General features: G+C 67.2%; 17 protein-coding genes. 4 read left to right on the plus strand and 13 right to left on the minus strand.

Translation table 11 applies throughout. From position 1 onward, the window contains the following. Position 1: 1 nt before the first annotated feature. From FL625_RS07255 to FL625_RS07275, 5 genes are all read right to left on the minus strand, one after another. Positions 2 to 199 carry a hypothetical protein gene (locus FL625_RS07255; RefSeq protein WP_149587969.1) on the minus strand — a complete coding sequence of 66 codons (198 nt, stop codon included), beginning with the start codon at positions 197 to 199 and terminating at the stop codon, positions 2 to 4. A gap of 82 nt (positions 200 to 281) precedes the next feature. Next, a complete protein-coding gene (locus FL625_RS07260; RefSeq protein WP_149587970.1) occupies positions 282 to 1223 on the minus strand; it encodes a carbohydrate ABC transporter permease in 942 nt (313 codons plus the stop codon). 181 nt (positions 1224 to 1404) lie between these two features. Then, positions 1405 to 2349: a carbohydrate ABC transporter permease gene (locus FL625_RS07265; RefSeq protein ID WP_149587971.1), complete on the minus strand. Its 945-nt coding sequence runs from the start codon at positions 2347 to 2349 to the stop codon at positions 1405 to 1407. A 107-nt stretch (positions 2350 to 2456) separates the two neighbouring features. Then, on the minus strand, positions 2457 to 3773 hold the full coding sequence (locus tag FL625_RS07270; RefSeq protein WP_149587972.1) for an ABC transporter substrate-binding protein: 1317 nt from the start codon (positions 3771 to 3773) through the stop codon (positions 2457 to 2459). Positions 3774 to 3929: 156 nt separating this feature from the next. Beyond that, positions 3930 to 4982: a LacI family DNA-binding transcriptional regulator gene (locus tag FL625_RS07275; RefSeq protein WP_200833902.1), complete on the minus strand. Its 1053-nt coding sequence runs from the start codon at positions 4980 to 4982 to the stop codon at positions 3930 to 3932. Between the two features lie 150 nt (positions 4983 to 5132). Here FL625_RS07275 and FL625_RS07280 point away from each other — a divergent pair, with 150 nt between their 5' ends. From FL625_RS07280 to FL625_RS07290, 3 genes are all read left to right on the plus strand, one after another. After that, positions 5133 to 5777 carry an SGNH/GDSL hydrolase family protein gene (locus FL625_RS07280; protein WP_149587974.1) on the plus strand — a complete coding sequence of 215 codons (645 nt, stop codon included), beginning with the start codon at positions 5133 to 5135 and terminating at the stop codon, positions 5775 to 5777. A 65-nt stretch (positions 5778 to 5842) separates the two neighbouring features. After that, complete coding sequence (locus tag FL625_RS07285) at positions 5843 to 6973, plus strand: aromatic ring-hydroxylating oxygenase subunit alpha (protein WP_149587975.1); 1131 nt, start codon at positions 5843 to 5845, stop codon at positions 6971 to 6973. 47 nt (positions 6974 to 7020) lie between these two features. Then, positions 7021 to 7728 carry a sirohydrochlorin chelatase gene (locus tag FL625_RS07290; RefSeq protein ID WP_149587976.1) on the plus strand — a complete coding sequence of 236 codons (708 nt, stop codon included), beginning with the start codon at positions 7021 to 7023 and terminating at the stop codon, positions 7726 to 7728. Positions 7729 to 7770: 42 nt separating this feature from the next. Here FL625_RS07290 and FL625_RS07295 read toward each other — a convergent pair whose 3' ends face one another. The 4 genes from FL625_RS07295 to trpA form a co-directional block, all read right to left on the minus strand. Next, positions 7771 to 9159 carry a glutamine synthetase family protein gene (locus FL625_RS07295; RefSeq protein ID WP_149587977.1) on the minus strand — a complete coding sequence of 463 codons (1389 nt, stop codon included), beginning with the start codon at positions 9157 to 9159 and terminating at the stop codon, positions 7771 to 7773. A gap of 2 nt (positions 9160 to 9161) precedes the next feature. Then, positions 9162 to 10535, minus strand: a complete 1374-nt coding sequence (locus FL625_RS07300) for an aspartate aminotransferase family protein (protein ID WP_149587978.1) — start codon at positions 10533 to 10535, stop codon at positions 9162 to 9164. Positions 10536 to 10675: 140 nt separating this feature from the next. Then, entirely contained in the window at positions 10676 to 11839 is a 1164-nt protein-coding gene (locus tag FL625_RS07305) for an alpha-hydroxy acid oxidase (protein ID WP_149587979.1), read from the minus strand. Between the two features lie 63 nt (positions 11840 to 11902). Continuing rightward, entirely contained in the window at positions 11903 to 12694 is a 792-nt protein-coding gene (gene trpA, locus FL625_RS07310; RefSeq protein ID WP_149587980.1) for a tryptophan synthase subunit alpha, read from the minus strand. 118 nt (positions 12695 to 12812) lie between these two features. On the opposite strand from trpA, the gene ychF reads away from it, so the two are divergent. Continuing rightward, positions 12813 to 13910, plus strand: a complete 1098-nt coding sequence (ychF, locus tag FL625_RS07315; RefSeq protein WP_149587981.1) for a redox-regulated ATPase YchF — start codon at positions 12813 to 12815, stop codon at positions 13908 to 13910. 98 nt (positions 13911 to 14008) lie between these two features. On the opposite strand, the gene FL625_RS07320 is transcribed toward ychF, so the two are convergent. From FL625_RS07320 to FL625_RS07335, 4 genes are read right to left on the minus strand one after another with little or no spacing between them, the layout of a single operon-like run. Then, the gene (locus tag FL625_RS07320; protein WP_149587982.1) at positions 14009 to 14614 is read right to left on the minus strand and encodes an amino acid synthesis family protein; all 606 of its coding nucleotides are present in this window, start codon (positions 14612 to 14614) and stop codon (positions 14009 to 14011) included. Positions 14615 to 14627: 13 nt separating this feature from the next. Next, positions 14628 to 15548: a flavin reductase family protein gene (locus tag FL625_RS07325; protein WP_149587983.1), complete on the minus strand. Its 921-nt coding sequence runs from the start codon at positions 15546 to 15548 to the stop codon at positions 14628 to 14630. Further along, complete coding sequence (locus FL625_RS07330; protein ID WP_149587984.1) at positions 15545 to 16330, minus strand: alpha/beta fold hydrolase; 786 nt, start codon at positions 16328 to 16330, stop codon at positions 15545 to 15547. The genes FL625_RS07325 and FL625_RS07330 overlap by 4 nt, the downstream gene beginning before the upstream one ends. Next, entirely contained in the window at positions 16327 to 16707 is a 381-nt protein-coding gene (locus FL625_RS07335; protein ID WP_149587985.1) for a RidA family protein, read from the minus strand. The genes FL625_RS07330 and FL625_RS07335 overlap by 4 nt, the downstream gene beginning before the upstream one ends. Positions 16708 to 16824 lie beyond the last annotated feature (117 nt).

Below are 16824 nucleotides of genomic sequence, written 5' to 3' on the forward strand. Positions count from 1 at the left end.
TCTATTCCGGGAAATGCGAGACGATGATGAACATGACCGTCCCGACCAGGGTCACGAGGAAGGACCAGGTATAGGCCCAGAGGAAGAAGGGTTGCATCAGCATCACCACGCCGAGGGCGATCAGGAATGTCGCCAGCATCTCCCACGGGCCGCGACGCAGGCGGAGGAGACCGGATGCGAAGGAGGCGAGGAAGGTCATGCGGCGCCTCCGGCACTGTCGGGGGACCAGGATTTTTCGACGAAAAATCCTGGGGTTGCGCAAGGGGGGTGCGTCGGGTTGGTCATTTGCGGACGGCTCCGAAGGTGATCCCGCGCAGCAGGTGCTTGCGCAACAGGATGGTGAAGATCATCACCGGGAGGAGGAAGAGCGTGGCGCCAGCCGCCACGGCGGGCCAGTCCTGGCCGCCGACGCCGATGATCGTCGGGATGAAGGGCGGCGCGGTCTGGGCGTTGCCCGAGGTCAGAAGCACGGCAAAGGCATATTCGTTCCAGGCGAAGATCAGGCAGAAGATCGCGGTCGAGGCGATGCCGGTCGCGGCCTGCGGCAGCACCACTTTGCGGAAGGCCTGAAAGCGGGTGTAGCCGTCGATCAGCGCGGCTTCTTCGTATTCGCGCGGGATCTCGTCGATGAAGCCTTTCAGGAGCCAGACGGCGAGGGAGATGTTCACGGCCGTGTAGAGGAGGATCATGCCGAGATGCGTGTCGGACAGACCAAGCTCGCGGTACATCAGGTAGATCGGGATCGCGACGGCGATGGGTGGCATCATCCTGGTGGAGAGGATGAAGAACAGGAGGTCGTCCTTGAGCGGCACCCTGAACCGGCTGAAGGCATAGGCCGCCAGCGTGCCGAGGAAGATCGACAGGAAGGTCGAGCCGAAGCCGATGATGACCGAGTTCATGAACCTTTCGCCGAACCGCGACTGCCCGGCGATCACCATGCCCTGATCGCGCACGATCCTGTCATACCAGGTCTCGGGCGGGGGCAGCGCCGCGAAATCCTCGGCCGCGATCCGGGTGCGGGTGGTGAAGAGGTTGACGTAGCCTTCGAGCGAGGGTTCGAAGACAACCTTCGGTGGGTATGAAATGCTGTCCGGCCCGGTCTTGAAGCTGGTGGAAATGATCCAGACCAGCGGCAGGAGCGTGATGATCGTATAGAGCGCGACCAGCAGGCCCGCAGCCCATTTCGAGGCTTTCGAGGGTTCGGTGACGGAATAGGCGCTCATGGATGCGCTCCTGATCTGGCGGGGTGCCCCCCCACCCCATCCCTCCCCCACGAGGGGGGGAGGGAGGCGCGGGAAGGATGCGCTGGCGCGAAACGGACGGGCCGGGCGGCGCCCCTCCCCCAGGTGAGGAGGGGATGGGCATGGCGGGCCCCGGCCTGGTGGTGGGCTGGACGCGGGGACATCACCGTTCCTTCACCTTGTTCAGCGCCTTGACGTAGATCGAGGCGAGGCCGAAGACGGTCACGAACAGGATGATCGCATAGGCCGAGGAATAGCCGGTGCGCCATTTCTCGAAGGCTTCGCGCTTGAGGTCGATCGAGGTGAGAAGGGTCTCGTTCCCCGGACCGCCGCCGGTCAGGAGATTGACCATATCGAACATCTTGAAGTTCTCGATGCCGCGGAAAAGGACTGCCAACATGAGAAAAGGCAACACCATGGGCACGGTGATGGTCCAGAACTGCCGCCATTTCGAGGCGCGGTCCACTTCGGCCGCCTCATAGATGTAGTCGGGGATCGACCGCAGGCCCGCCAGGCAGATCAGCATGACGAAGGGGGTCCACATCCAGGTGTCGACGATGATGATCGACCATTTCGCAAGGCCCCCGGGGCCGAGCATGGAGAAGGAAGAGGCTGGGGTGCCGGTGACCAGTTCGACCATGTAGTTCACCAGGCCGATCTGCGGCTGGTAGAGGAATGTCCAGACGTTGCCCACCACGGCCGGCGACAGCATCATCGGCAGCACGATCAGCGTGGTCAGCAGGTCGTTGCCCTTGAATTTCCGGTTGATGAGCCAGGCGAGGGTGAAGCCGATCAGCACTTGCAGGGCGATGGTCCAGACCAGGAAATGTGCCGTGGTCTGCATCGTCTCCCAGGTACCGGCGTCGGTCAGGATGCGGGTGTAGTTGCGCAGGCCGACCCATTCCACCTCGCGGTTCGGCCGGTTGGCGGCGAAGTTGGTGAAGGACAGCCGCACCGTCCAGATCAGCGGGAAGATGTTGATCGCAAGCAGCAGGAAGATCGTGGGGGCCACGAAGATCCAGGCTATGGCGCGGTCGCTGAGGCCCCGGACGCGGCGGGCGAGGGCGGCGGGCGTGGCCCGGGCGGCGGCTTCGATGGGGTTGGTCATCGGCTGATCCGGCGAAGAAGCTTTGGCGCAACGAGGCGACTGTGCGCGTCCTTCCCCCTGCATGGGGGAGGGGAGGCGCCGGGCGGGGAGCGTCGCGCTACGGGAGACTAGAGCTTGCCCTCGTCCTGGAAGATTTCGGTCCAGTCGGCGATCAGGCCGTCCAGTGCCTCTTTCGCGGTGCCCTGGTCGGCCACGATGTAGTTGTGCAGCCGTTCCTGCATCGCCAGCAGAAGCTGGGCATAGGCCGGTTCCTGCCAGAAGTCCTGCACCCCGGCCATCGCCTCCAGGAAGTCTCCGGCGAAGGGCGCGGTGTTCACGAAGTTCGGGTCCTCCAGCACCGCCTTGTGGCAGGAATAGCCACCGGCGGCCCACCATTTCTTCTGCACCTCGGGATTGGCGAACCATTTGATGTAGGCCAGCGCGCCATCCATGTTGTCGGTGTTGGCCACCACGCTGATCCCCTGTCCGCCGAGGGTGGAGGCGGCCACGTTCTGCGGCGGGTTCACGAAGAAGTCGATCTTGTCGCCCCCGGTGTTCGGATCGGCATAGAGGCCGGGGAAGAAGGCGAACCAGTTCATCGCCATCGCCACCTGACCCGACTTGAAGGCGTCGAGCGACTGTTCCATGTAGGCGTTGTCATAGCCCGGAGGCGTCGCGGTCTTGTAAAGTTCCTTGTAGAATTCAAGGGCTTCCACCGCCTCGGGCGAGTTCACCGCGCCTTCCATGTCATACTTGCCGGGGGTGTTCTCATACTTGAACCCCCAGGCATAGAGCGCCCCGGTCGCGCCCATGGTGATGCCCTCCGAGCCCCGCTCGGTGAAGATCGAGGCGCCGTAGACCGTCTTGCCGTCGATCTCGCGGCCCTGGAAGAACTGGGCGATTTCCAGCAGTTCCTTCTGGGTCTTGGGCTCGGCCAGGTCGCGGCCGTATTTCTCCTTGAACTCGGCCTGGATCTCGGGGCGGGCGAACCAGTCCTTGCGGTAGAACCAGCCGTTCGCGTCGCCCATGGCAGGCAGCGCGTAATAGTTAGGCGTGCCCTTGGGCCAGGTCGAATAGGCATAGACGGTCGCAGGCGCGAAGTCGTCCATGCTGATGCCTTCCTTGTCGAAGAAGTCGTTCAGCTTGACATACCAGCCGTTCTCGGCGGCACCCCCGATCCACTGGCTGTCGCCGATCAGGAGGTCGCAGAGCTGACCGCCCGAGTTCAGCTCGTTCAGGATGCGGTCGGCGAAGTTCGGCCAGGGCACGAACTCGAACTTCATCTTCGTGCCGGTCTGCGCCTCGAAATCCTTCGACAGTTCGACCAGCGCGTTCGCCGGATCCCAGGCGGCCCAGCACAGGGTGAGTTCGTTGGCTTGCGCATTGGCCTGGCTCGCCCAGACCAGCGCGATGGCCGCCGAGGCGGCAAGTGTCGTGCGCTTCATGTAGTCCTCCCGGTGGTTGGTTGGGACCCGTGCGGATGCCGGGCCTTCTTCGGATTGGAGGGACGATAGGCAAAAGCGGACGGGCCTGTAAAGCGTTTTTGAGGTGCGTACCTCAAATTTGGTTGGCGCGTTTGGTCAAAGCGGTTTGAGGCGGGCTCAGGCGACCCGGTCGATCCTTGCGGCAGATGCCGGGGCGGGCAGGTCGGGCAGGTTTTCGCGCAGGACGATCTCGATTCGGATCTGTTCCTGGCTTTCGTCGAGCGGCTGGTTGTCGGCCTTGGCGCGCAGGACGCGCAGGGTCGAACGGGCGAGGTGGCCGAGGTTCTGGGTGATGACGGCGGTGATCTCTCCGGTCAGCAGGGCCTGCCGGACATGCGGGGTCAATTCGTGGCAGACCACGGTGAGCTTGCCGGAAAGTCCCATCTCGCCAAGCACTTGCGTCAGGGTCCGGTTGCCCCCGCCCATCGCGTAGATCCCCCGCACCCGGGGCGCGTTGGCCAGCATCTCGGTCACGACCTGGCGCAGGGTCGTGGGCGAGCCGTGCGTTTCCAGCGATTGCAGGACCTCGAGCCCCGGAAAGTCGCGCTGCATCACCTCGTCGAATCCGCGACGGCGTTCGATCATGTCGCGGGCGAGAAGCGACTGCCCCAACACCATGACCTGCCCCGGCCCCCCGCCGAGGAAGCGGCCGAGCAGCACCCCGGCCGTCCGGCCCGCGGCGCGGTTGTCGATGCCGATGAAATGGTCGGCGTTGGGCAGGTCCGAGACCAGCGCGACCACGGGCAAGCCGCGGGCGCGCAGCGCGCGGACCGCATCGCGCAGCACCGGCGTCTCCGGCGCCATCAGCGCGACCCCGGCAAGGTCGCGGCTGGACAGGCTGCCCAGAAGGGCGGCCAGCGCGTGCGGGTCCTCGGCCGGAAAGCGGATCAGGCGAAGTTCGGTGCGGCTGGGGGCGGCGGCCTGGCCCGCCTCGACCAGTGCGGCCGCAAGGGATTGAATGAATTGGCTTTCCGTATCGGGAAGCAGGACGGCCATCCGGTAGTTCCGGCTGCGCGCCAGGTTCGCGGCGGTCAGGTCGCGGACGTAGCCCAGCCGCGCAATTGCGTCGTTCACCGCCTTGACGGTCTTTGCCCGCACCCCGGGCCGCGCGTTCAGGACGCGATCGACCGTGGCAAGGCTGACACCGGCCTCGCGGGCGATATCGTTCACAGTTGGCCGCAAGATGGGCTCCAGGTTTCCGGTGGCGAGTATCGGCCGGGCCATGAGGTACGTCAATCAGATACGCGGGCCGGCGGTGCCGGACGGGGTGGATTTGTCGCGGCCCGGACGCTAGCCTGCGCCGGCAACAAGGAGGCGCAGATGACGCGGACGGTCCTGCTTTTCGGCGACAGCAACACGCATGGCACGATGCCGATGCCGGACCTGGGCGCGGGCGGGCGCTTTTCCCGCGAAGAGCGCTGGGCGGGACGGCTGGCCAGGCTGCTTCCCGACTGGGAGGTTATCGCCGAGGGCCATCCGGGCCGCACGACCGTGCATGACGACCCGGTGGAAGGCGCGCACCGCAACGGGCTGACGGTGCTGCCCGCGCTTCTGGAAAGCCACAGGCCGATCGACGTCGTGCTGGTCATGCTGGGCACAAATGACCTGAAGGAGCGGTTCTCGGTCAATGCCAGCGACATCGCGCTCTCGCTGGAGAGGCTGGTGCGGCTGATCCGGGCCTCGGACTGCGGGCCCGGAGGCAAGGCCCCGGGCGTGCTGCTGGTCGCGCCGCCGCCGATCGTCGAGGTCGGGTGCCTTGCGGGGATGTTCGCCGGCGGGGCGGCGAAGTCGCAGGCGCTGGCGTCCGAGGTGGCGGCAGCGGCACGGCGCGCCGGCGTGCCGTTCCTGGATGCGGGGCAGGTGGTCAGGGTCTCGCCCATCGACGGGATCCACTACGACGCCGAGGCGAACCCGGCGCTGGCCGAGGCCTTCGCTGCGGCGATCCGGGCGCATTTCCCCGCCTGAGGGGCGCATTTCCGCTGGAAGTCGCGGCCCCGGGGCGGCAGAGAGGGGGGCAGGAGGCCAGACCGATGACCCAGCACGATCCCTCGCTTGCCATTGCCGAATTGCGCGCCAATGTCGCGGTCCCGTTCGAGCGCGCGCGGGCGATGCCGAAATCCGTTTATACTTCGGAGGCCTTCGCCAAGGCCGAAGAGACGCATATCTTCGCGAAGGAATGGCTCTGTGCGGGGCGGGCGGATGCGTTGCCGAACCCCGGCGACTACCTGACCATGGTGATCGCGGGCGAGCCGGTCATCATCCTGCGCGACCGCGAGGGGGTCTTGCGGGGGATGTCCAACGTCTGCCGCCACCGGATGAGCACTCTGCTGGAGGGCCGGGGGAACGTGCGGTCGATCGTCTGCCCCTATCATGCCTGGACCTACAACCTGGACGGATCCTTGCGCGGGGCGCCGGCGATGGCGCGGAACGAGGGGTTCTGCAAGGAGGACGTGAGGCTGCCCGCCATAAGGGTCGAGGACTGGCAGGGCTGGATCATGGTGACGCTGAACCCCGATGCGCCGCCGGTGGCCGAGCAGCTGAGCGGCGTGGACCGGCTGGTGGGCCATCTGCGGATGCAGGATTACCGCGAGGCCTTCCGCGAGGAATTCCGCTGGAACACCAACTGGAAGGTGCTGGCCGAGAATTTCATGGAAAGCTATCACCTGCCGGTCTGCCATGCCGGCACCATCGGCGGGTCCTGCGACCTTAACCTGATGGAATGCCCGCCGGGGGAAGAGGCGTTCAACTACCACTGGATCGTGAAGAACGACGCGGTGCCGCTGGCGCTGGCGCATCCGTCGAACACGGTCTTGCAGGGCGATGACCGGCGGATCACCTGGCTTCTGGCGATCTATCCGGCGCTGCTGATCACGCTGACGCCGGGGTATTTCTGGTATCTGTCCCTGACCCCGGATGGTCCGGGCGCGGTCCGGGTGCTGTTCGGCGGCGGGATGAGCGCGGAGTGGGTGGCCGACCCCGAAGCCCCGGCGCATCTGGCGGCGGTGAAGGCGCTGCTCGATGACGTCAATGTCGAGGACAAGGGCTGCGTCGAGCGGGTCTGGAAGGGGCTGTGCGCGGGCCTGTCGGAACCCGGCGCGCTGAGCCATCTGGAGCGGCCGAACTACGATTTCGCCCGTTACATCGCCAGCCGGATGCCCTGACCGCCCGAGGGGTTGACCTTCGCCTGCCAGGCGTCACCTTTCCGCGCATGACCCGGCATGCTGTCATAGTGGCCCATGGCCAGCCGTCCGACCCTCGTCCCGCGGGGGCGGCGCTGGAGGCGCTGGCGGCGCGTGTCGAGGCGCTTAGCCCCGGGTGGAGTGTCGGCGCGGCGACGCTGGCCGAGGAGGGGGCGATCGCGCGGGCGGTGGCCGGCCGGCCGGGTGGAGTGGTCTTCCCGATGTTCATGGCCGGGGGCTGGTTCACGCGGGTGCAGATCCCGCAGCGGCTGTCCGCAGCGGGGGCAGGAGACTGGACGGTGCTGGAGCCCTTCGGCTGCGATCCCCTGGTGCATGATCTCTGCGTGACCCTGGTGCGCGAGGCAGGGGCGGATCAGGTGATCCTTGCGGCGCATGGGTCGTTCAAGTCCTCGGCGCCGTCGGACATTGCGCTTCATGTCGCCGGGCGGATCGCGGCGGAAACCGGGGCCGATGTCGCGGCTGGGTTCATCGACCAGGAGCCGCAGCTCGCCTCGCTCATCGGGCGCGGGGGCGTGTGCCTGCCGTTCTTTGCCGCCGAGGGCGGGCATGTGAGCGAGGATATCCCGGCGGCGCTGGCCGAGGCGCGGTTCACGGGCCGCATCCTGCCGCCGGTGGGCCTTGATGCGCGGGTGCCGGGGATCATCGCGGCGGCGATCGTGCGGGGCGAGCCGGTCTGCAAGGGCGCCTGCCGGTGGGCCAGGGACCGGATCCTTTGAAGGATCCGGACCGATTTCTTTGAAGAAATCGGCTCCCGGCCGTCAGACCGTGTGCAGGTAGAGGTCGAAGTCCACCTCGCTGACAGTCCGCATCACGCGGGCATATTCGGCGGCCATGATCGCGGTGAAGGTGCGGTGCATGTCCTCGCCCAGGGCGTCCTTCAGGAAGGCCGACCGTTTCGCGGCGTCGATGGCCGCCTTCCAGTCGGTCGGGATGCCGGAGGCATCCTCGTCGGCATAGCCGTTGCCGGTGGTTTCCGGGCCGGGGTCGATCCGTTCATTCAATCCCTTGCGGATACCGGCCAGGACCGTTGCGGCCACGAGATAGGGGTTCGCGTCCACGCCGGCGGGGCGGTGTTCGATCCTCCGGGCCTTGATGTCGCCGGCCGGGATCCGCAGCGCAACCGAGCGGTTGTTGACGCCCCAGGTGGGGCTGACCGGCGCGTAGGACTGGCTGGCGAACCGCCGCCAGGAGTTCGCGTGCGGGGCAAAGACCAGCATGCTTTCGCCCATCGTCGCCTTCAGCCCGCCAAGCGCATGCAGGATGGTCGGGTTCCACTTGCCCTCTTCCTTCTCGACGAACACGTTGCGGCCCGTGTCGTCCAGCAGCGAGACGTGGAAGTGCATGCCGGAGCCGGCGTAGTTCTCGTTCGGCTTTGCCATGAAGCAGGCGACGACGCCGTGCGCCCGGGCCTGCGCCCGGACGATGCGCTTCAGCCGCATCAGGTCGTCGGCGGCCTGCATCACATCGGTGCGGTAGTGCAGCGTCAGTTCATACTGGCCGGGGGCGTATTCGGAAATGAGCGTCTCGGCCTTGATCCCTGCCTTCTCTGCGCCTGCGTAGATGTCGGAGAAGAGGGGCAGCATCCCGTGCAGGTGATCGACCGAATAGACCTCGGTCTTGGTCGACTTGCGGCGGTCGAGCACGTCGCGGGCGGGTTGCATCTTGCCGTCCGGGCCGCGCTCGGGGTCGAGGAGGAAGAATTCCAGCTCGAAGGCGCCCGCGGGATGGAGGCCGTCCTGCGCAAGGAGATCCACCTGGCGTTGCAGGGCGTGGCGGGGGTCCGAGGTCATCGGCGCGCCGTCGAGCGTGTACATCGACATGAACACCTCGCCGCGCGGGGGCTGGGTGTTGTGCAGGGCCTTCAGCGTGCCGGGGATCGGCCAGGCGCGCAGGTCGCCGTCGCCCTGATCCCAGATCAGCCCGGTCTCGTGCACGTCCTCGCCGCAGATGTCGAGGCCGAGGATCGAGATGGGGAGATGGCGGCCGTTGTTGTAAAAAGACAAAAGCTCATGCCGGCGGATGATCTTTCCCCGGCCGATTCCGTTGGTGTCGTGCAGGATAATGTCAAAGGCCTCGATTTCCGGATGAGCGGAAAGGAAGGCTTCGGCCTCGGCCGCGGTGGACCCGGAGGGGCTGGTGGAGGTCATTTTCAGGCTGCTTTGAAAAGATCGGTCAGGATGGTGTCGAAGTTTGCGATCAGCCTGTCAACCTGGCGTTTCCGGGTCGCGGGGCTGATGAGCATCATGTTGTGGAAGGGGGCGATCAGCGTACCGCGGTTGATGAGGGCGGTGTGGATCGCGGCCTCGACCCGGGGCTGGTGGGCATATCCGGCCTCGGTCCCGTTGCGGAGAGGGCCGGGGGCGCAGATGAATTCCACCCGCGCGCCGACGCGGACGACGTGCCAGGGGGCCTTGTGCCGCTCGATCGCCTTGCGCAGACCGGCGGAGAGGCGTTCGGCCAGTTTCTCCATATGGGCATAGTTTTCGGGGGTCATCACCTCGGACAGGGTGGCGACGAGGCAGGCGAACTGCATCGGGTTCGCGGAGAGCGTCGTGCCCATGCCGGTGCGGCCGGGCTCGCGTTTCGCATCCGCCTCCTCGTACCGCTTCGCGGTCTCGTCGGTCAGGCCCCAGACGGCGGTCGGCATCCCGCCCGCCACGCATTTGCCGACGACGAAGATGTCGGGGCGCAGCGAATGGACGCGGGTATAGCCGCCGAGACCGGACGAGATGGTATGCGTCTCGTCCATGATGAGGAGCGCGCCGTATTTGCGGGAAAGCTGGCGGAGGCCGTCGTGGAAGCCGGCTTGCGGCAGGACCATGCAGGAGTTGGTCATCACCGGCTCGGTCAGGATCGCGGCGACATCGCCCTTGGCAAGCGCGGCCTCGACCCCGGCGAGGTCGTTGAACTCGCAGGCGACGGCGGTCTGCGACAGGTCGTTGACCTGGCCGAGGAGCCCCGGCGCGTTCACCGTGCGGCCGTTCTCGAGGACGACGAAGGTGTCGTCCACCGTGCCGTGGTAGCAGCCGTTGAACACCAGCACCTTCGGCCGCCCGGTGATCGCCCTGGCGACGCGCAGGGCAAAGCGGTTGGCATCGGTCGCGGTGGTGGCGATCTGCCAGCGGAAGGGGCCGAAGCGTTCGGTGAGGAGGCGCCCGGCCTCGAGCGCGGTTTCGGTCGGCAGCATATAGGTCAGGCCGCGGCGGGCCTGGTGGCGGATGGCGCGGGCCACCGGCGGCGGGGAATGGCCGAACATGGACCCGGTGTCGCCGAGACAGAAGTCGTCGAGCGCGACGCCGTCGATGTCCTCGATCCGCGCGCCATGGGCCTTTGCGACCAGCGGCAGGTGCGGCATCGGCCAGTCGGACATCCAGTGCATCGGCACGCCGCCGAGAAAGACCCCGGCGCCCTTCTCCAGCGCCTTCGCGGCCTTCGGGCGGGCCTTGGCGTAGGTTTCGGCCTCGCGCGCGGCGAAGGCGGCCAGGCGGTCAGAGGAAATTCCGGCGATGGTTTCGGCAGACATGACAGGCGGGCCCCGGGACAGATTGCGCTGTTTATGCCGGAATTTGATCAAATAGCAAGCAGCTGCTCCTCGTGCGCCTTCGGCTTCTCGTCGTGGCATGGGCAGGCGAGGAGTGGCGAAGCCATCGACGAGCGGCGCGATCAGGCCCAGCGGCCCTCGAAATCCTCGGGCACGAGGAGGTTGTGGCGGCCCATCGCCTTGACGTCCTTCTCGCCGCACAGCGCCATGGTGATGTCCATCTCCTTCTGGATCACTTCCAGCGCCTTGGTCACCCCTGCCTCGCCCATGGCGCCGAGGCCGTGGATGTAGGCCCGGCCGATCATCGTGCCCTTCGCCCCCAGTGCCAGCGCCTTCAGCACGTCCTGGCCCGAGCGGATGCCGCTGTCGAGCCAGACCTCGGTCCGGTCGCCGATGGCGCGGACGATGGAGGGCAGCATGCGGATCGAGGAGAGCGCGCCGTCCAGTTGCCGCCCGCCGTGGTTCGAGACGATCACGGCGTCGGCGCCGAGATCGGCGGCCAGCCGCGCGTCGTCGGGGTCGAGCACGCCCTTGAGGATGAACTTGCCCTTCCACTGGTCGCGGATGCGGGCGACCTTCTGCCAGTCGAGCTGCGGATCGAACTGTTCGTTGGCCCAGGCGGTCAGATCGGCCAGCTTGGTGACACCCTTCACATGGCCGACGATGTTGCGGAACTGGCGGCGCGGGGTTTTCAGCATCCCCAGCGACCAGCGCGGTTTCATCGCCATGTTGACGAGGTTCGGGATCGTGGGTCTGGGCGGGCTGGTCAGGCCGTTCTTCAGGTCCTTGTGGCGCTGGCCGAGGATCTGCAGGTCCAGCGTCAGCACCAGCGCCGAGCATTTCGCCGCCCGCGCGCGTTCGATGATCGCATCGACGAAATCCTCGTCCTTCATGACGTAAAGCTGGAACCAGAAGGGCTCCGGGCTATGGGCCGCCACGTCCTCGATCGAACAGATCGACATGGTGGACAGCGTGAAGGGCACGCCGAACTTCGCCGCGGCGCGGGCGGCGTGGATTTCCCCGTCGGGGTGCTGCATGCCGGTCGAGCCGACCGGTGCAAGGGCAACCGGCATCGTGACCTTCTGCCCGGCCATGGTGCTTTCCAGCACGCGGTTGGTCAGGTCGCGCGCGACGCGCTGGCGAAAGCGCAGGCGCGCGAAGTCCGAGGTGTTCTCGCGGAAGGTCTGTTCGGTGTAGCTGCCGCTTTCGCAGTAATCCCAGAACATCTTCGGCGTGCGCTTGCGGTGCAGCCGCTTGAGATCCTCGATGCAGGTGATGACGGGCATGGGCGCCTCCCGGGATTGGTCAGATCGTGTTACCAATCTCCGGGGGGTGCGGCAAGTCCCGGCTCAGGCGGAATGGGCGCCGTCGGACAGGGCCTTGACCTTGGCCAGCACCTCGGCCACCGGGACGCCCGCGCCGATGTCCTTGACGATGGCCGAGCCGACCACGCAGCCGTCGGCCACGCCGGCAATGGCGCGGGCGGCCTCGGGCGAGGTGATGCCGAAGCCGACGATCACCGGCAGGTCGGTGGAGCGCTTGATCCGCGCCACCTCGGGTCCCACCTCGCCGGCCTGGGCGGCGGCGGCGCCGGTGATCCCGGTGATCGAGACGTAATAGACGAATCCGCTGGTGTTCTGCAGCACCTTGGGCAGGCGCTTGTCGTCGGTGGTGGGGGTCGCCAGCCGGATGAAGTTGAGGCCCGCCTTCTGGGCGGGGATGCAGAGCTCGTCATCCTCTTCGGGCGGAAGATCGACGACGATGAGGCCGTCGATTCCGGCCTCGGTCGCGTCCTTCAGGAAGCGGTCCACGCCGCGGGAGTAGATCGGGTTGTAGTAGCCCATGAGGACGATGGGCGTGGTCTGGTCCTTGGCGCGGAAGGCGCGGACCATGGCGAGGACCTTGTCCATCGTCATGCCGCCTTCCAGCGCGCGCTGGCCAGCGGCCTGAATGGTGGGGCCGTCGGCCATGGGATCGGTGAAGGGCATGCCGAGTTCGATGATGTCCACCCCTGCGGCGGGCAGACCCTGCATCACGGCAAGGCTGGTCGCCTCGTCCGGGTCGCCGCCCATGATGTAGGCGACGAAGGCCTTCTTCCCCTGCGACCGCAGCCGCGCGAAGGTATCGTCGATCCGTGTCATGCTGGTCCCCCCTGTGATCCGTTCCATCTGCCATGGGCCGCGCGGGGAAATCAATGGGGCCGCTTGATCCTTGGGACCCGCGCCCGTAGAAGCGGCGCGGTCGCCAATGGAGGGTCGCATGGGTTTCAGGATGGGCATCGTCGGGCTGCCGAACGTGGGCAAGTCCACGCTCTTCAACGCGCTGACCCGGACGGCGGCGGCGCAGGCGGCGAATTTCCCGTTCTGCACCATCGAGCCGAACGTGGGCGAGGTCTCGGTCCCCGACGCGCGGCTGGAAAAGCTGGCGGCCATCGCCGGGTCGAAGCAGATCATCCCGGCGCGGATGACCTTCGTCGATATCGCGGGCCTGGTGCGGGGCGCATCGAAGGGCGAGGGGCTGGGCAACCAGTTCCTGGCCAACATCCGGGAATGTGACGCCATCGCCCATGTCCTGCGCTGTTTCGAGGACGGGGACATCACCCATGTCGAGGGCCGGGTGGACCCGGTGGCGGATGCCGAGACCATCGAGACGGAACTGATGCTGGCCGACCTGGAGTCGATCGAGCGGCGCCGGGCGAACCTGGCGCGCAAGCTGAAGGGCGGCGACAAGGAGGCCGCGGATCAGGACCGGCTGCTGGCCCTGGCCCAGAAGGCGCTGGAGGAGGGCAAGCCCGCCCGCAGCGTGACGGTGGCCGAGGACGACCGCAAGGCGTGGCGGATGCTGCAACTTTTGACGGCAAAGCCGGTGCTTTACGTCTGCAACGTCGAGGAGGCCTCGGCGGCCTCGGGCAACGCGCAGTCGGCGCGGGTGGCGGAGATGGCGGCGCAGCAGGGTGCGGCGTCGGTGGTGATCTCGGCCCGGATCGAGGAGGAGCTGGCGCAGCTGCCCGAGGACGAGGCGGCGCTGTTCCTGGAAGAGATGGGGCTGGCCGAGGCGGGGCTGGACCGGCTGATCAGGGCGGGCTACGCGCTGCTGGGTTTGCAGACCTATTTCACCGTTGGGCCGAAAGAGGCGCGGGCCTGGACGATCCCGAAGGGGACGCTTGCGCCACAGGCGGCGGGGGTCATTCACGGGGACTTCGAGAAGGGCTTCATCCGGGCCGAGACCATCGCCTATGACGACTACATCGCCGGGAACGGCGAGGCGGGGGCCAAGGAAGCGGGCAAGTTCCGGGTCGAGGGCAAGACCTATGAAGTGAAGGACGGAGATGTCCTGCACTTCCTGTTCAATGCCTGAGCCAGGGACGCCGGGTTCATCCGGGGCGCAGGCGCCCTTTCGCACCGGGTGAGCCCAAGAATTTTCGGCGAAAATTCTTGGGGCTTCGGCGTGGCGCGCTAGACGCCGGCGGGGTTGTCCACCTCGCCGCCCATTTCCTTCAGGTCCTGGTAGCGGTCGCCGATCCGGTGGTGCGGGCGGCCTCCGAGGCTTGCGCCGAGGGCGATGACGAGTTCGTCAGGACCCGGCGCATCGGGGACGGAGAACTGGATGGTCAGGTAATGCGAGCGGCGGCCCGCGTCGTGCTTGTCCATCAGCGGGATCTGGATCTGCGTATTGGCCGGCCCCCGCGTGTTGGTGAAGCCGAGGTAGGTCTTGGCCCCCACCGCCTCGCGGTAGAAATTGCCGAAGCGGAGGGTGTGGATCAGGGCCGAGCAGTGTTCCAGCTCGCAGGACGTACCGCAGAGCGCGGCCTTGCCGTAGGCCTCGATCCTGTCGCCCCCGCCCGCGAGGCGGACCAGGCGGTCGGTCAGGAGTTGGCCGAGGGCGGGGCCCATGCGCCTGATCTCGGGCGAGAGGTCTTCCACGAAGCCGCGCCCATGCCACGGGTTCGTCACCACGGCGGCGACGGCGATCATCCGCAGGGGGGGCGTGCAGGCGCGGCCGCCGTCGGTGATGGTGTCCTCGTCATAGGTGACAAGCTTGCGGAGTTCGGGAAGCGACATCGGGGGTCCTTTCTTACAGCGCGCCGATCTGGCGGGTTTGGCCCGTGGTTTCGGTGCCGTGATAGATCGAGAAGCTGCCGTTGCGGTAGTCCTGCGCATAGCGGGCCAGCATGGCGGCTTCGGCGGGGTTGGTGATCTGCGCCTGGGCGAGGTCGGCCAGCGGCAGGATGCGGTAGCCTTGCGGAAGGGCGCCGGTGACGGTGCCGTGGTAATAGACCGCGTGGCCGCCGGTGGAGCGGTCGTCGAAGGTGGCGTAGACAAAGTCGATCTGCGGTTGCAGGCCGAGGGCCGTGAGTTTGGCCGTCAGGCTGTCGAGGGTGGGTTGCGGGGCGAGGGGGAGGCGGAGCTGGTCGCCTTCGGCTTTCAGAAGCACCCCGCCGTCGCAGGCAAGGACGGCCCCGAGGCGGCTGCCTTTCGCGGCGGCGGCGGCTTCGGCGAGGTCCTTCTCGATCCCGATGGAGAAGTAGTTTCCCCGGAAATAGCCGAGCGGTTGGCCTTCTGAGGCCGAGAAGGCCTCGATCCGGCCGATCAGGATCAGGTGGTCGCCCGCATCGACAAGCTGGTGGCGCGCTGCGGTGAAGCTGGCCAGCGCGCCGTCGATCAGGGGCATGTCGGCGGGGCCGGGCGTCCAGGCGCATTGGGCGAACTTGTCGGGCGCGCGGGAGGCGAAGAGGCCGGAGACGGCTTTCTGGTCCTCGGCCAGGATGTTGACGGCGAAATGGGGGGCGTTTGCGAAGGTGTCGGCGGAATGCGCGGTCTTGGCGAGGCAGACGAGGAGGAGCGGTGGGTCGAGCGAGACGGAGGTGAAGCTGTTGGCGGTGAAGCCGCGGGGCGTGCCGTCGGGTTGGCGGGTGGTGACGACGGTGACGCCGGTCGCAAAGGCACCGAAGGCGTTGCGCAAGGCTTTCGGGTCGAGGGTCTGGGGGTCGGTCACAGCAGCACCTCGGTCAGGAAATCGGCGACGGGGCGGTTGACGGCCGCCGGCGCCTCGGCCAGGGCCATGTGGCGGAGGCCCTTCAGGATCACCAGCCGCGCGCGGGGGATCTCCTCGGCGATGGCCATGCTCATCTCGGGGCCGTTGCCGGTATCCTCGTCGCCGGTCAGGACGAGGGTCGGGACGGTGAGGGGGGGCTGGGGGGCGACGATCTCGTCCACCCCATGCGCGAGGATGCGGTAGAGCTTGACATAGACCTCGCGCTTGTTGGCGAGGACCCAGTGGCGTGTGAGGTCCATCAGGTCGGGACGGGTGGCTTGCGCGGCCTCGGTATACCAGCGTTGGAGGGCAAGCTCGACTGTGGCCTCGGGGCCTTCGGCTTCGGCCTGGGCGACGCGGTAAAGGATGGCGCCCTGCTGTTTCTCGGTCCGTTTGTGGGCGGAGTGGAGGACGACGAGCGCCGTGGTGCGGTCGCGGTGATCCTGGGCAAAGCGGCGCGCGACCATGCCGCCGAGCGAGAAGCCGACGATGGCGGCCTTTTCGATGCCGAGGTGGTCGAGGAGGGCGGCCAGTTGGTCGGACAGGTCCCTGAGGGTCGGGTCGCCGTCCGGCGGGGCGGTTTCGCCATGGCCGATCAGGTCATAGGTCAGGACGCGGAATTTCCCGAGGTCGGGGAGCATCCACTGCCAGACGGCGCGGGTGAGGCCGAGGCCGTGGATCAGGACGACGACGGGCGCGTCCTCGGGGCCGGTCAGGTCGTAGGCGGTGCCGTTGTGGATCATTGCGGTTTCCAGGCGATGACCTCGACCTCGACCCGGATGTCGACGAGGAAGTCGGAGACGAGGGCCGAGCGGGCGGGGGGATGGGTGGGGAAGTAGTCGGCATAGACGGCGTTGAAGCCGGGGAAATCGGCGCGGTCCTTCAGCCAGACCATCGTCTTCACCACGTCGTCGCGCGTGCAGCCGGCCAGGGCCAGGGTCTCGGTGATCCGGTCGAGGCAGGCGCGGGTCTGGTCCTCGATCGTGCCGGTGGTGAGGACCTCGCCGCCGACCATCGGGACCTGGCCCGTCAGGAAGACGAAATCGCCCGCGCGGACAGCTTTCGACAGCGAAAGCGTCCGTCCGTTGATGACCAGGGGTCCGCCGATGATCTCTTTCATGCCGTCCTCCATGGTCCTTGGGTTTGCCATCGGGGCGCGGGGCCGGATTGCGGATTTTCGTCAGAAAATGACGAAAAAGCGGAAACATGCGGCATTTGCGCGCGGCATGAACGGGGA

It is taken from the genome of Tabrizicola flagellatus (assembly GCF_008271465.1).
Classification (GTDB): Bacteria; Pseudomonadota; Alphaproteobacteria; order Rhodobacterales; family Rhodobacteraceae; genus Tabrizicola; species Tabrizicola flagellata.

What these genes read in the sequence shown, in the direction of transcription:
- FL625_RS07255 (WP_149587969.1), bottom strand. Translation starts at nt 199, where the DNA reads ATGACCTTCCTCGCCTCCTTCGCATCCGGTCTCCTCCGCCTGCGTCGC.
- FL625_RS07260 (WP_149587970.1), bottom strand. Translation starts at nt 1,223, where the DNA reads ATGAGCGCCTATTCCGTCACCGAACCCTCGAAAGCCTCGAAATGGGCT.
- FL625_RS07265 (WP_149587971.1), bottom strand. Translation starts at nt 2,349, where the DNA reads ATGACCAACCCCATCGAAGCCGCCGCCCGGGCCACGCCCGCCGCCCTC.
- FL625_RS07270 (WP_149587972.1), bottom strand. Translation starts at nt 3,773, where the DNA reads ATGAAGCGCACGACACTTGCCGCCTCGGCGGCCATCGCGCTGGTCTGG.
- FL625_RS07280 (WP_149587974.1), top strand. Translation starts at nt 5,133, where the DNA reads ATGACGCGGACGGTCCTGCTTTTCGGCGACAGCAACACGCATGGCACG.
- FL625_RS07285 (WP_149587975.1), top strand. Translation starts at nt 5,843, where the DNA reads ATGACCCAGCACGATCCCTCGCTTGCCATTGCCGAATTGCGCGCCAAT.
- FL625_RS07290 (WP_149587976.1), top strand. Translation starts at nt 7,021, where the DNA reads ATGACCCGGCATGCTGTCATAGTGGCCCATGGCCAGCCGTCCGACCCT.
- FL625_RS07295 (WP_149587977.1), bottom strand. Translation starts at nt 9,159, where the DNA reads ATGACCTCCACCAGCCCCTCCGGGTCCACCGCGGCCGAGGCCGAAGCC.
- FL625_RS07300 (WP_149587978.1), bottom strand. Translation starts at nt 10,535, where the DNA reads ATGTCTGCCGAAACCATCGCCGGAATTTCCTCTGACCGCCTGGCCGCC.
- FL625_RS07305 (WP_149587979.1), bottom strand. Translation starts at nt 11,839, where the DNA reads ATGCCCGTCATCACCTGCATCGAGGATCTCAAGCGGCTGCACCGCAAG.
- trpA (WP_149587980.1), bottom strand. Translation starts at nt 12,694, where the DNA reads ATGACACGGATCGACGATACCTTCGCGCGGCTGCGGTCGCAGGGGAAG.
- ychF (WP_149587981.1), top strand. Translation starts at nt 12,813, where the DNA reads ATGGGTTTCAGGATGGGCATCGTCGGGCTGCCGAACGTGGGCAAGTCC.
- FL625_RS07320 (WP_149587982.1), bottom strand. Translation starts at nt 14,614, where the DNA reads ATGTCGCTTCCCGAACTCCGCAAGCTTGTCACCTATGACGAGGACACC.
- FL625_RS07330 (WP_149587984.1), bottom strand. Translation starts at nt 16,330, where the DNA reads ATGATCCACAACGGCACCGCCTACGACCTGACCGGCCCCGAGGACGCG.
- FL625_RS07335 (WP_149587985.1), bottom strand. Translation starts at nt 16,707, where the DNA reads ATGAAAGAGATCATCGGCGGACCCCTGGTCATCAACGGACGGACGCTT.